This is a genomic window from Martelella radicis, assembly GCF_014196625.1.
GTDB classification, from domain to species: Bacteria; Pseudomonadota; Alphaproteobacteria; order Rhizobiales; family Rhizobiaceae; genus Martelella; species Martelella radicis.
The window spans coordinates 1-13,435 of sequence record NZ_JACIDZ010000033.1 but is presented as its reverse complement, the minus strand read 5'-3'; the positions used below and the strand labels follow the sequence as shown (position 1 = coordinate 13,435).

13 protein-coding genes and 1 riboswitch are annotated in these 13,435 nt (G+C 63.3%); of the genes, 5 read left to right on the top strand and 8 right to left on the bottom strand.

The window, feature by feature from the left end; all coding sequences use genetic code 11:
• Positions 1-216: 216 nt before the first annotated feature.
• A complete protein-coding gene (gene tam, locus GGR30_RS23115) occupies positions 217-987 on the bottom strand; it encodes a trans-aconitate 2-methyltransferase (protein WP_183491625.1) in 771 nt (256 codons plus the stop codon).
• Positions 988-1,218: 231 nt separating this feature from the next.
• On the opposite strand from tam, the gene GGR30_RS23110 reads away from it, so the two are divergent.
• Positions 1,219-2,094 (top strand): branched-chain amino acid aminotransferase, encoded by an 876-nt coding sequence (locus tag GGR30_RS23110; protein WP_183491623.1) that lies wholly within the window; start codon positions 1,219-1,221, stop codon positions 2,092-2,094.
• Positions 2,095-2,150: 56 nt separating this feature from the next.
• On the opposite strand, the gene GGR30_RS23105 is transcribed toward GGR30_RS23110, so the two are convergent.
• Complete coding sequence (locus GGR30_RS23105) at positions 2,151-2,855, bottom strand: cation efflux transmembrane domain-containing protein (RefSeq protein ID WP_183491621.1); 705 nt, start codon at positions 2,853-2,855, stop codon at positions 2,151-2,153.
• Positions 2,856-2,935: 80 nt separating this feature from the next.
• On the opposite strand from GGR30_RS23105, the gene GGR30_RS23100 reads away from it, so the two are divergent.
• Positions 2,936-3,352 (top strand): MerR family transcriptional regulator, encoded by a 417-nt coding sequence (locus GGR30_RS23100; RefSeq protein ID WP_183491619.1) that lies wholly within the window; start codon positions 2,936-2,938, stop codon positions 3,350-3,352.
• A 197-nt stretch (positions 3,353-3,549) separates the two neighbouring features.
• A complete protein-coding gene (locus GGR30_RS23095; protein ID WP_183491617.1) occupies positions 3,550-4,041 on the top strand; it encodes a GNAT family N-acetyltransferase in 492 nt (163 codons plus the stop codon).
• Between the two features lie 12 nt (positions 4,042-4,053).
• On the opposite strand, the gene GGR30_RS23090 is transcribed toward GGR30_RS23095, so the two are convergent.
• From GGR30_RS23090 to GGR30_RS23070, 5 genes are all read right to left on the bottom strand, one after another.
• A complete protein-coding gene (locus tag GGR30_RS23090; protein WP_183491629.1) occupies positions 4,054-4,914 on the bottom strand; it encodes a c-type cytochrome in 861 nt (286 codons plus the stop codon).
• Positions 4,915-5,013: 99 nt separating this feature from the next.
• The gene (locus tag GGR30_RS23085; protein ID WP_183491615.1) at positions 5,014-5,457 is read right to left on the bottom strand and encodes a c-type cytochrome; all 444 of its coding nucleotides are present in this window, start codon (positions 5,455-5,457) and stop codon (positions 5,014-5,016) included.
• Between the two features lie 124 nt (positions 5,458-5,581).
• Entirely contained in the window at positions 5,582-6,382 is an 801-nt protein-coding gene (gene thiD / locus GGR30_RS23080; RefSeq protein ID WP_183491612.1) for a bifunctional hydroxymethylpyrimidine kinase/phosphomethylpyrimidine kinase, read from the bottom strand.
• A gap of 151 nt (positions 6,383-6,533) precedes the next feature.
• Positions 6,534-7,328 (bottom strand): hydroxyethylthiazole kinase, encoded by a 795-nt coding sequence (gene thiM, locus GGR30_RS23075; protein WP_183491610.1) that lies wholly within the window; start codon positions 7,326-7,328, stop codon positions 6,534-6,536.
• 50 nt (positions 7,329-7,378) lie between these two features.
• Positions 7,379-7,473, bottom strand: a riboswitch (TPP riboswitch).
• Between the two features lie 76 nt (positions 7,474-7,549).
• Complete coding sequence (locus GGR30_RS23070; RefSeq protein ID WP_183491608.1) at positions 7,550-9,046, bottom strand: CoA-acylating methylmalonate-semialdehyde dehydrogenase; 1,497 nt, start codon at positions 9,044-9,046, stop codon at positions 7,550-7,552.
• Between the two features lie 119 nt (positions 9,047-9,165).
• Between GGR30_RS23070 and GGR30_RS23065 the strand changes: the two genes are divergently transcribed.
• Positions 9,166-10,059 carry a LysR family transcriptional regulator gene (locus GGR30_RS23065; RefSeq protein ID WP_183491606.1) on the top strand — a complete coding sequence of 298 codons (894 nt, stop codon included), beginning with the start codon at positions 9,166-9,168 and terminating at the stop codon, positions 10,057-10,059.
• Between the two features lie 5 nt (positions 10,060-10,064).
• On the opposite strand, the gene GGR30_RS23060 is transcribed toward GGR30_RS23065, so the two are convergent.
• The gene (locus GGR30_RS23060; protein ID WP_183491604.1) at positions 10,065-10,631 is read right to left on the bottom strand and encodes a dual specificity protein phosphatase family protein; all 567 of its coding nucleotides are present in this window, start codon (positions 10,629-10,631) and stop codon (positions 10,065-10,067) included.
• Positions 10,632-10,919: 288 nt separating this feature from the next.
• Here GGR30_RS23060 and GGR30_RS23055 point away from each other — a divergent pair, with 288 nt between their 5' ends.
• A complete protein-coding gene (locus tag GGR30_RS23055) occupies positions 10,920-13,151 on the top strand; it encodes a TonB-dependent hemoglobin/transferrin/lactoferrin family receptor (RefSeq protein WP_246414135.1) in 2,232 nt (743 codons plus the stop codon).
• Positions 13,152-13,435 lie beyond the last annotated feature (284 nt).

Below are 13,435 nucleotides of genomic sequence, written 5' to 3'. Positions count from 1 at the left end.
AAAATCCTAACCCTTGCAAACGCAATGCTAAGAGATCAGACCATGTACAAACCAGCCTGAACAGGTACAAAACAATACAGTTGCCAGGGCCAAATGTCGAGGACGATCCAGTTTAAGTCATTGGCATAAACGGAGTTTTGCAGCCCTGGATCCCGGATCAAGTCCGGGATGACGGACGCTGAGCGGGCTGGCTCTGTTTGTCTGCAGCAGATTTTTTCACGCTGCCGTGGCGATGATGAAGAGGCGCGGGAAGCGGAGCAGCACGCGTCCGTCGCCCATTGCCGGATAGTCCGTCGCGATGCGTTCGCGATAGGCGGCGATGAAATCCACCTGCCGGTCATCCGGAAGACAGTCGAGATAGGGCCTGAGACCTGTGCTCTTTACCCATTCGACAATGGCATCTGCATCCGCGAGCGGGTGATGATAGGTGGTCCGGAAGATATCGAGCCTGCTGCTCTTCGGATGGAGCCTGTCGTAATAGGTCTCCGCCGCCGGCAGGGGCGCGCGCCCCGGCGACTTGCCGGAAAAGAACGGCGCGAAATCGGCCAGGTGGGCCGTGTCTTCCATCGCGACATGGCTTGGTTCGTTGACATTGTCGGGCATCTGCACGGCCAGCACGCCGCCAGTCGGCAACCCGCCGAGAAGCCTTGCGAGCTGGTCCAGGTGGTCCGGCACCCACTGGAAAGTCGCATTGGAAAAGAGCAGGGCCGGTTCTCCCGGCGCCTGCCATGCGGCAAGGTCGGCCTGCTCGAACGGGATATCCGGAAGACGCGCGCGGGCCTTTTCCAGCATGTCCGTGTCGAGATCGACCCCTGAGATCGCCGCCCCGGGAAACCGCGCCTGCAGCAGCTCCGTCGAATTTCCCGGCCCGCATCCGAGATCGATGATCGGGCCCGGCGGGATTTCGGGCAGCGCGTTGATCAGGTCGCGCGCCGGGCGCGATCGCTCGTCCTCGAATTTCAGATATTGCGTTGCCGACCAGGCCATCCCGTTTTCCTCCGCATCTTGGCATAGCACCTTCCTGTGATCTTGCCCATTCGCCGGGAAAGCGCATCTGGCAGGATTTTCCGCTTGACCTTCAGCCGGGCGAAGTCTTGATTGGCGGCGTTGAATTTCCGCCGCCCGCCTTCCGGCGCAAGCTGCCGCTCCGGCCCCTTTTCCAGTGACCGATCTTGCGAGGCGCTTTGCGAAGACAGGCGGCGTTGCAAGGAGAATGAAATGGCAGTCGATACTTCCCCGTCATCGGAAACCTGGACCCATGTGGATGGCGAATGGCTTCCCGGCAATCCGCCGCTGATCGGCCCGACCTCGCATGCGATGTGGCTTGCCTCGACCGTTTTCGACGGCGCGCGTTTTTTCGAGGGCATGGCGCCGGATCTCGATGAGCACTGCAAGCGCATCAACCGCTCGGCGCGGGCGCTCGGCCTTGAGCCGACCCATACGCCCGAAGAGATCGAAGCCCTGGTCTGGGAAGGCCTGAAGCGCTTCAAGGGCGCTGAAGCCGTCTATATCAAGCCGATGTACTGGGCCGAGCACGGCCTTGCCGGCCTCGTGCCGCCCGATCCGGCGTCCACACGGTTCGCGCTCTGCCTGTTCGAGACGCCGATGCGCTCCACCGTGCCGGTGCGCCTCACGCTGTCGCCCTTCCGCCGGCCTTCGCCGGAAGTGGCGATGACCCATGCCAAGGCCGGTAGCCTCTATCCGAATTCCGGCCGGATGATGCTGGAAGCGCGGGCCCGCGGCTTCGACAACGCGCTCGCCTGCGACATGAACGGCAATGTCGCCGAGACGGCCTCCGCCAACATTTTCATGGTCAAGGACGGCATCCCGATGACGCCGGCCGACAATGGCTGCTTCCTCGCCGGCATCACCCGCCGCCGCATCCTCAAGCTCTTCCGCGAAAACGGCATTGCCGCCGAGGAGCGCACGCTGACGGTGAAGGACTTCATGGAAGCCGACGAACTGTTCATGACCGGCAACTACAACAAGGTGGTCCCCGTCACCAAGCTCGATGACCGTGACTATGATCTCGGCCCGATGGCGAAGAAGGCGATGGAACTCTACATGGACTGGGCCCGGGCCAACTGCAAATAGGTCGGCACGCCAGATCGTTGGGAAGCCCGGACCGGCACGGTGCGGGCTTTTTCGTCTCAGGCGGGCCGGCTTTCGCTCTCGCCTCGGCTGCTGCAGCAGGCCTTCTCGCAGCACGCGTCCTCGGCGGTCGGGGCCGGGGCGTTTGCCTCTGTTTCGCCCTCGCGGAACTCCCGCCATGACTGGGTCAGGATCTGGAAGGCGGAGGTGAGAAACAGGGCCGCCATGACGAAGGCGACGGCAAGGTCCGGCCAGGCCGTGTTCGAACCCCAGACGCCGAGGGCCGCGGCCATCACCGCCACATTGCCGATCGCGTCGTTGCGCGAGCAGAGCCATACGGAGCGGACATTGGCGTCGCCGTCCTTGTAGCTGACGAGCAGCAGGACCGTGGCGAGGTTGGCGGCGAGCGCCATCAGGCCGATCACGCCCATGACCGGCGCCTCCGGCACGCCGGCGGCGAAGACCCGCCACACTGTAGACCCGAACACCCAGAGGCCCATCAGCAGCAGGCTCGCGCCCTTCACGGCCGCGGCCATCGACCGGGTTCTGAGGGACGCGCCGATCACCGCCATGGAGATGCCGTAAGTCAGCGCATCGGCGAGGAAGTCGAGCGCATCTGCCTGGAGAGCCTGCGAACGCGCTGCCTGGCCCGCTGCCATCTCGACAACGAACATCGCCGCATTGAGAAAGATGACGATCTTCAGTCTTTTCTTGTAGGCCTCCGACATGCCGTCGAAAGTGGCTTGTCCGCAACATGCGCTCATTGTCCGCAACCCGTTGTAATTGTCGATGCCGGACACCATAATTGCTCCAGCGACTATAGGTTCAAGAGGTTTTCTGAAGCATGTTTTCCATCGGCGAACTTTCCCGGCGCACCGGCGTCAAGGTTCCGACCATCCGTTATTACGAGCAGAGCGGGCTGATCGTGCCGGCGGAACGGTCCGAGGGCAATCAGCGCCGCTACGGGCGAGATGAGGAAGGCCGGCTCGCCTTCATCCGCCACGCCCGCGACCTCGGCATCTCGCTCGACGCGATCCGGGAACTGCTCGAGCTTTCCGCGCATCCCGAAAGACCCTGCGACCGCGCCGATGCGATTGCACGTGAACATCTTGCCGCTGTGCGCGAGAAGATTACCCGGCTGAAACGGCTGGAGGCGGAGCTTGCGCGGATAACCGGCCATTGTGACGCCGACGCCGTCGGCGCGTGCTATGTCATCCGTTCGCTTGCCGACCACGGCCTGTGCGCGAACGAGCACGGCTGAATTTTCAATTGACAAGCCCGCCGTTTCGGCGCATCTGAATTCCATGATCAAGACCGTGACCCACAACCGCACGTATTTTTGGCTGTTCCAATAGGAGCGGCCGCGATTGATCATGTTCATCACCGGCCGCCAGGGGCGGCACGGTGTTGAAAGCGAAACGTCCCCGGCGGTACTCGAAACGAAGGCCAGGGACGACAATGACTGACGATCACGATGAAATTTCGCTGGAACGACCCGCTCTGATGACCATCAGGAAAGCGGTTGAGACTGATATTCCCCAATTGCTCGAAATGATCGGCCTTCTGGCCGCCTTTCACGGCGACGCCGTGGAGGCGAGCGCGGAAGGGCTGAAGCGCGACCTGTTCGGGCCTGCGCCCTGGGTGACGGCGCTTGTCGCCGACAGCGGTGCGCAACTATTGGGCTATGCGCTTCTGACCCCGCTCTACCGCGCCCAGCAGGGCAAGCGCGGCATGGACCTGCATCATCTCTTCGTGCGCGATGGCCATCGCAGCCATGGCGTTGGCCAGCATCTCATTGCCCGTGCCCGCGACTTCGCCAAGGCTGCCGGCTGCGCCTATCTTTCCGTCAGCGCCGCCACGGGCAACACCAAGGCGCACCAGTTCTATCAGCAGATGGAGTTTGTCGCCCGGCCGGTGACGGGCATGCGCTATCTGCAGTCGCTCGCCTGAGCGGCGGCGGCGTCACCTGGCAGGGACGGCCTTCAGATAGGCGCCGATCGCCTCGAGATCGGCGCGGGTGAGGTGCGAAACGTTCTGCTGCACCTCGACCATGGAGCCGCCGACCGTATCGTAATCGGGCGTGAACCCGGTTTCGAGATAGTCTGCGATCTGGCTTGCCGTCCAGTCGCCGATGGCCTTGGAACCCGGCGTGATGTCGGGGATCATGCCTTCGCCGTCGGGATTGGGCCCGCCGGCAAGCCAGTCGCCATATTTCAGGCCGCCGAGCGCATTGCGCGGCGTGTGGCATTCGCCGCAATGGCCCGGGCCTTCCGCGAGATACTGTCCGCGCATGACCTCGGGTGTGGCATCGGCAAGCGCGACGCGCGCCTGATCGGAGAAATAGAGCCGCTTCCAGAAGGAGAGTGCGAGCCGGATGTTGAACGGGAAGGCGATATCGTGCGGCTTGCTCGGCTCGGTGCTCTTCGGCAGCGTCATGATGTAGCCGTGCAGGTCGCGCACATCCTGGTTGGTCATGCGTACATAGGACGTATAGGGCAGCGCGGGGTAAAGGTTCTCGCCATGGCGCCCGACGCCTTTCTTCAGCGCGTTGGCGAATTCGTAAAAGGTCCAGTCGCCGATGCCATAGCCTTCGTCCGGCGAGATGTTCGGCGCGTGAAACGTGCCGAAATCGCTCTCGATCGGCAGGCCGCCGGACAGTACCAACCTCTGGTCGCCCTCAGAGCCGGGGGCGGCATGGCAGCCGGCGCAGCCGCTAGCCCAGAAGATCTTCTCTCCGTTTTGCGTATCGGCGACCGCGGCGCTTCTGAGCGCAACGGGATCAAGTTTGGGCGGCGTGAGCGCAACGATGAACGCCGCGCCCATGAACAGCGCGGCGACAACCAACACTCCGATCGTGATGCGTGGTTTCACGCTTCGGCTCCTTGAATACCCGTTTTCATTCCCGGCTCAGGGTCGCCAGGGTCAGTTCTTGACGCGATAGATCTCGTGACAAGAGCCGCAATTGGCGCCGAGCGTCTGCATCGCCTTGCCGACGGCGGCCTGATCGGCGGGCAGGTCGGCAAGAAGCGCGGTCGCATCGGCGGCGAGCTTGTCGGCGCGGGCGGTGAAGTCGTCCATGTTTTCCCAGATCGCCGGGCTTGCTTCCGTGTCGTTCCCGGTCTTGGAATCTGCCGGGAAATGCGTCGGGAAGTCCTTGGCATGGTCGGCGATCGATGACAGCGCGCCTTCCACGACGACCGGATCGTAATCCTTCTGGCCCTTGGCGATGGCGCCGAGTTGGCCCATGGCCTGGCCGATGGCCTTCATGTCATCCTGACGGAGCATTTGCGGGGCGTCCTGTGCAAGAACCGAGCCCGCGCCCAGACAGAGCGCCAGCGCGCCGGCGATCAAATGATTTTTCTTCATCGAGACCTCCTTCTCTTCTCGCCAGCAGTATATCCAGCCGCTGGCAGGAAGCCAGTAGGGTAAGCGCGCTGCGAAAGATCAAATCGGCAGGTCCGCAGATGTTAGCCATCACTATTTGTTGAAATCACGGCCAAAGGGCGTGGAAATGATGGGTGGGGCCATGGCCCGAGCCGACCGACAGCGCGTCCGATGCCGCGATCGCGCCGGCGACATAGTCCTTGGCGATGCTGACGGCTTCGGCAAGCGGGGTCCCCTTGCCGATTTCGGCGGCAATGGCGCTTGACAGCGTGCAGCCGGTGCCGTGGGTGTTTTCCGTGTCGATCCGCGCGCCTTCCAGCCATTGATGGCCTTCGGCGGTCACCAGCAGGTCCGGGCAATCCTCGCCCTCCAGATGGCCGCCCTTCATCAGCACGGCCTGGGCGCCGAGCCCGCGCAGCGCCTTGCCCTGGGCAATCATCGTCTCGCGGTCGCTCGCGACGTCTTCATCGAGAAGGGCTGCCGCTTCCGGCAAATTCGGCGTCAGGAGGGCGGCCAGCGGCAGGAGGTGCTCCTTCAGCGCTTCCACCGCGTCTTCCGGAAGGAGGCGGTGTCCGCCCTTCGCCACCATCACCGGATCGAGCACGACCGGCACCTCGACGTGATGGCGCAGGCTGTCGGCAATGGTGATGGCGATATTGGCGTTGGCGATCATGCCGATCTTGATGGCGCTGACGGAAACGTCGTCGAAGATCGCGGCGATCTGCTCGGCAACGAAGGCGGACGGCACCTGATGAACGCTGGTCACGCCCTGCGTGTTCTGCGCCGTCAGCGCCGTCAGCACCGCCATGCCGTAGGCGCCGCGGGCCGAAAATGCCTTCAGGTCGGCCTGAATGCCGGCGCCGCCCGAGGGATCGGATCCGGCGATCGAAAGAATATTCGCAATCATGTCTTTGCCTTCCCGATGGCCGAGAGCCATCGCTGCCTGTTGGTCCTTCGGGCGGGCGGGCCGCCTGAGGGTAATGTGGAAAGAGGCTGTCCGCGTTTCAAACGGCCGGTGCCGGGGCGTTTTGCGCCGGCAAGATCGCCGATCGCCGGCCTCATAGAAGCGTAACCCTGGCCTCGGCCTTCAGTTCCGCCGGGGTCGTTGCCGCGAGAGAATCGAGAAAATGCACGGCGAAGGAGCCGGGGCCTTCCGCCATCTGATGGGCCTTGCCGCCGGCGACGGCGTAAAGCGCGAAGGCGGCAAGCGTCGCGGAAAAGGGATCGGCCGGGCGCGCGCCGACAAAGCCCCCGACAAGGCACGTAAGCGCGCAGCCGAGCGCGGTGACCTTCGGCATCAGGGGCGAGCCGCCGGCAACCCGCGCTGAGCGGCGGCCGTCGGTGACGAAATCGGTTTTCCCGGTGACCGCCACCACCATCTTGCTCTCTGCGGCAAGGCGGCGCGCGGTCTCTTCCGCGGCCTCAACGGCATCGCCGGCATCCACGCCCTTGCCGCTTGCCGGGCCGTCGGAGAAGGCGAGGATTTCGGAGGCGTTGCCGCGCAGAACGGTCGGGCCGAGATCGAGGATATCGCGCGCGGCTTGTCTGCGAAAGCCGGTGGCGAAATGGGCAACGGGATCGAACACCCAGGGTTTGCCGCCGTCCCTTGCGCCGGCTATGGCCGCCTTCATGCTTGCAAGTCTCTCGGATGTGAGCGTGCCGATATTGATCGTCAAGGCATCGGCGAGCCCGGCAAATTCGCCCGCTTCTTCCTCTGCCAGAACCATCGCCGGAGAGGCGCCGGCCGCAAGCAGGACATTGGCGGCGATGTTCATCGCCACATGATTGGTGATGCAGTGCACCAGCGGCGCTTTCTCGCGCATTTCGCTCAGCAGAATGTCGGCGTCCGCCATGCCGGTTTCCCTTTTCGTGTTTCCGCGGGAAAGCCGGACGGGCCAGAGAGGAGAAGGCCCGAGTGACTCCCTCCGCCGGTATGATCCGGATCAGGTTCCAAGGGTGCTTCTCAGCCCGCTTCGGCGAGCGCCCCTGTCGCTCTTGTGACAGCCGGTATAACAGAAAAAATCCGCCCGGTAAGGGGCGGATTTGCAATTGCGCTGGATCTGTGAGTTTCCGCTTACTTCATCGTCGGCATGGAGAATTCGGCGCCCGAGCGAATGCCCTTGGGCCAGCGGCTGGTGATCGTCTTCATGCGGGTATAGAAGCGCACGCCTTCCGGCCCGTGCATGTGATGGTCGCCGAAGAGCGAGGCCTTCCAGCCGCCGAAGGAATGAAATGCCATCGGGACCGGGATCGGCACGTTTATGCCGACCATGCCGACCTTGATCTTGTGGGCGAATTCGCGGGCGGCATCGCCGTCGCGGGTGAAGATCGCCGTGCCGTTGCCGTATTCGTGGTCGTTGATCCACTGGGCCGCCTCGTCATAGCTTGCTGCGCGGGCAACCGAGAGGACCGGTCCGAAGATCTCTTCCTTGTAGATCTTCATGTCGGTCGTGACCTTGTCAAAGAGCGTCGCGCCGACGAAATAGCCATCCTCATAGCCCTGCAGCTTCAGCCCGCGACCGTCGACAACCAGGTCGGCGCCTTCCTCGACGCCCGAATCGATCAGGCCGAGGATCTTGTCGCGCGCGGCCGCCGTCACCACCGGTCCCATATCGGCGTCCGGATCGGTGCCGGGGCCGACCTTAAGCGCGGCGATGCGAGGCTTCAGCTTGTCGATCAGCCGGTCGGCCGTCTCGTCACCGACGGGAACGGCAACCGAGATCGCCATGCAGCGCTCGCCGGCCGAGCCATAGGCCGCGCCCATCAGCGCGTCGGCGGCCTGGTCCATGTCGGCGTCGGGCATCACGATCATGTGGTTCTTCGCGCCGCCGAGCGCCTGGCAGCGCTTGCCGCTCGCCGTCGCGGTCGTGTAGATATAGCGCGCGATCGGGGTCGAGCCGACGAAGCTCACGGCCTGAATATCCGGATCGGCGAGGATCGCGTCAACGGCTTCCTTGTCGCCCTGGACGACGTTGAACACGCCATCGGGAAGACCCGCCTCCTTCAGCCACTCGGCAATCAGCAGGGCGGCGGAGGGGTCGCGTTCGGACGGCTTCAGGATGAAGCAGTTGCCGCAGGCAAGCGCCACGGGGAACATCCACATCGGCACCATGGCCGGGAAGTTGAATGGCGTGATACCGGCGACGACGCCGAGCGGCTGACGCATCGACCAACTGTCGACGGCGGTACCGACATTCTCGGTGAACTCGCCCTTCAGAAGCTGCGGGGCGGCGGTGGCGAACTCGACCACTTCCATGCCGCGCTGGATCTCGCCCAGCGCATCGGAATGGACCTTGCCGTGTTCGGCGGTGATCACCTTCGCCAGTTCATCGGTCCGGTCTTCCAAAATGCCGAGGAACTTGTTGAGGATGCGGGCGCGCCGCAGCGGCGTCGTTTCCGCCCAGGCCGGGAAGGCGGCCGTTGCCGCTTCGACGGCGGCGCGGACATCGGCGCCATTGGCAAGCGACAGTTCGCCGCTCTGTTCGCCGGTTGCCGGATTGTAGGTCGGGACCGTGCGGCTTCCGGAGCCTGCCACGATCGTGCCGTTGATGAAGTGCTGGATGGATTTCATGGTGGTTCCTCCGAAGTCTATCTACATCATGGTTCTCGTTTGTCGCCATCATGCCTATTAATTTCTGCAAATAAACAGGATAGTATACAAATCCGTTGTGCGGAAATTATAGGACGTCGATGGACTGGGATCATTTGCGCGTTTTTCTGGCGGTCGCCCGCCATGGCCAGTTCCTCGCGGCCGCCCGGGCGCTGGCGCTCAACCACGCCACGGTTTCGCGGCGCATCAATGCGCTGGAGGAGGCGCTCGGCGAGCCGTTGTTCGAGCGCACGCCCGCCGGTTCGGCGCTGACGGAAGCGGGCGAGCGGCTGCTTGCGGTCGCCGAGCGGGTCGAAACGGAAATTCTCGGGATCGCGGAGGATACGCGGGCGCGCGGCGCACGCCTTGCCGGCACCGTCCGCGTCGGCGCGCCGGATGGCCTCGGCACCTATTTCCTGGCGGGCGAACTCGGCCGCCTGCAGGAGGAACACCCCGCCCTTGTCGTCGAACTCGTGCCGCTGCCGCGCACCTTCTCGCTGTCGAAGCGCGAGGCGGACCTTGCGATCACGCTCGATCCGCCGGAGGAGGGGAGGCTGGTCGTCTCCAAGCTGACCGACTATACGCTCGGCGTCTATGCCGCGCGGTCTTATCTGGAGCGGTTCGGGACGCCGGATGACGAGCACGCGCTTGCCGGTCATGTCGCGGTGACGGGGGTGGAGGACTACGCCTATGCCTCCTCGCTGAACTACGCCAATCATCTCGGCCGGTCCGCCGGGCGGCTGTTTCGCTGCGCCGGCGTTGCCGGCCAGGTCGAGGCTGTGCGCGCGGGCATCGGCATCGGCATCCTGCATGATTTCGTCGTGCGAGACAGTCCGGAGCTTGTCAGCATTCTGCCGGATATCAGTTTCCGGCGCTCCTATTATCTGCTGTCGCACCCCGATACGGGCAATCTGGCGCGCATCGCACTGGTGCGCGCCTTTCTCACCCGGCGGTTCCGGGAAGAGAGGGGCAGGTTCATTGCCGATGGAGGGTAGCTTCCTCAGCTCGGCAGGCCGAAATCCTTTTCCAGCCTTTCCCAGGTCTGGTCCATGGCAAAGGGGCCGGTCATCGGAATATTGAGATGGCCGTAGATCGGGGAAAGCTGCCATTCGGCCGTTTCCTCGTCCACGCCGGCCAGTTGCTGCAGATACATGACCGAGGCGAGCCCAGTGCGATCGGCTCCCGCCTTGCAATGGATCAGAAGCGGCTTTTCCGCATCCCGCATCAGCGAAAGCAGTTCCAGGCTGCGGTCGAGCGGCAGTTCCCGGCTGTCGGACATGCCGAAATCGATATGGGTGATCCCGAGCGCCTCGCTTGCGGCGACCTCCTGGTCGTACCAGTCCCGGCCCGGATGCGCGCCGCGCAGATTGATCACCGTCTTGATGCCGTGGCGTTTGGCGTAGCCGGCCAGATCATCGGCGCTGGGCTGCGCGGAACGATAGAGCGTGCCCGCATGGACCTCATGGAAATTGCCGGTGAGCTGCAGGCCTCCGAGATAAACCCCTCCGCACAGCACCAGAGTGCCAAATGTCCAGGCAAAGCGCCTCAACACCTTCCTTACGCCCATCTTCTCTTGCTCCCGCTCGTTCCGGCCGGTCCATCAACATCGCTTTTTCGGCGAAACTAAGTCGAATATGACAGCCCAAGGCGTCTGTGTCTGGTGCGGCACGGTCACATATGGGGGAATATGACAGAAATCGGGCAATTTATGTTGACAATAAAACTCATGTTTTATAGCGGATAGTCACGAAAAGCCGGCGTCCTGCCGGCCCAGAATGCCCAGCCAGCCAGTTCGTTCCGGGATTTGTCCCGGCGTCAGCCAGCCAGGTTCTGAAGAGAACAAGAGGATTGGGTGATGCGTATGGGAATTCCCCGCACGGTATTGCTGGCGTCGTGCACCGCACTGGCGTCGGCTGTTCTGACACATGCTGCGATCGCGCAGGATGCCGCGACCGATGATGCGACGACGGTGCTGGCGCCGGTCAACGTGACGACGACCGGCGGCAAGGACGGCATTGCGGACACGCCGCTTGCCACGGAAACGACGCGCGACGCGCTCGACGCCAATATCGTCTCCGATTTCGGCGATTTCACCCGCGTGCTTGAGCCGGGCGTCACCTTCGTCGGCGATGATTCGGGCTCGGTCAACATTCGCGGCATGCAGGGGCCGCGCGTCTCGACCGTCATAGACGGCATCCAGCTTCCCTATCTCGATGACGCCGCGCGCGGCGATGCCGTCGGCAATATGGACAGTTTCAGCTTCGATTCGATCGCGACGATCGACATCGTCCGCGGCTCGGACTCCTCGCGCTCCGGCAGCGGTTCGCTGGGCGGCACGGTGGTGCTGCGCACGCTGGAGCCGGAAGATCTGATCGACCCGGAAAAGGGCTGGGGCGGACGCACCGGGCTGATGTATGACAGCACGAACCAGAGCATCAACGCGCAGGGCGCCTTCGCCATTCGCTCCGGCAACACCTCCATGCTGTTCCAGGGCGACCTCGGCTCCGGCAGCGAGACGGAGAACCAGGGCACGGTCGGCGGCTATGGCGCGACCCGCAGCGAGCCCAATCCGGCAAGCTTTGACGAGAACAACCTCCTGTTCAAGCTGCGCCAGCAGTTCATGGGCGGCCACACGCTCGGCCTCACGCTGGAGCGCTATGATCGGGACAAGGATGTCGAACTCCTGACCGAGCAGGGAGACACCTATGCGCAAGACGACTGGAACGGCAGCGAGATCAAGCATCGCGACCGCGTCTCAATCGACTATAATTACGAGGCGATCGCCACCGACGGCCTGTTCGATAGCGCCTTCAGCACCTTCTACTGGCTGAAGAGCGAGCGCGAGAGCGGCACCAGCGGCACCCGTCTGCCGGGCGCACGTCCGACGCCGCCTTACGGTCCCTATTCGCGGACATCGAAGACCGATGACGAGCGTTACGGCTGGTCGGGCTGGGCGGCCAAGGGCATCGAGACCGGTTCGCTCTACCATAATTTCACCATCGGCGGCGACTTCTACTATTCGCAGACGAGCCAGTATTCGAGCGGCGAGGACAATTGCGGTCCCGGACCCTATTCGCCCTACAGCTCCTGCAACTTCCTCCACACCAATCAGGCGGATACGCCGGATGTGGACGGCTATGTCCTCGGTCTCTATGCCCATGACGAGATCATCTTCGGCGACAGCGGCTTCGCGCTGACCCCCGGCGTGCGCTTCGACTGGTACCAGTATGACCCGAAGGAAACCGAGGCCTACACCAACAACCCGAACTACAGCGGCCTGCCGGACGGCCAGAGCGACTGGCAGATCTCGCCGAAGATCCTCGCCACCTACGACCTGACCGACTTCACCCAGCTTTACGGTCAGTTCTCCACTGCCTTCCGCGCGCCGACGCCTGGCGAGCTCTATGTCGATTACGGCGGTCCGGGCACTTATCTTCGCATCGGTAATCCCGACCTCAAGCCCGAAACGAGCTGGGGCTTCGAGCTTGGCGCCAATTTCGGTGACGATGACAATGGCGGCCGGATCTCGGCCTTCTACAGTCGCTACAAGGACTTCATCGACACCCAGTCGGTCGAGCCCGGCGATGTCGGCATCGCGCCCGGCCTCTATCCCTTCGGCATCACCCAGACCGTCAACATCGACAATGTCGAAATTGCCGGCGTCGAGGCAAGCGTCCAGCAGTCGTTCATCAACAACTGGGATGTCCATGCCTCGCTCGCCTTTGCCCGCGGCTTCAACATGGACACCAACAAGATCCTGGGTTCCGTGGCACCGCTCAAGGCCGTCATCGGCGGCGGCTATAATGACGAGACCTGGGGCGTGAACTCGAACTGGATCCTCTCCGCCAAGGTGCCGGACGGCTCGCTCGCAGACTTCAAGGCGCCGGGCTACGGCATTGTCGACGTCACCGCCTGGTGGGCGCCGGAACGCTTCGAGGGCATGACGCTGCAGGCCGGCGTCTACAACCTGTTCGACCAGACCTATTACGACGCCCTGGAATTGCAGGACGCGACGATGGACCAGCCGCAGACCTTCTATTCGGAGCCCGGCCGGACCTTCAAGATCTCGCTGACGCAGACGTTCTGAGGTTGAGCGACGTACGAGAAAACGAGGCCGGGCGCGAAAGCGCCCGGCCTCAAACTGCTGACAAAGCCCGTTGAAGAAGCAAAGAGCCTGCTCCCATTCTCCGTCACCCCGGCCTTGAGCCGGGGTCCAGGGCCATAAAAAAACATTTTGTAACAGCGCCTTAATCGCGGTCGTTCTCGCTATTCGGCTCTGGCAACTGTATTGTTTTGTACCTGTTCAGGCTGGTTTGTACATGGTCTGATCTCTTAGCATTGCGTTTGCAAGGGTTAGGATTTTTCGTGCGA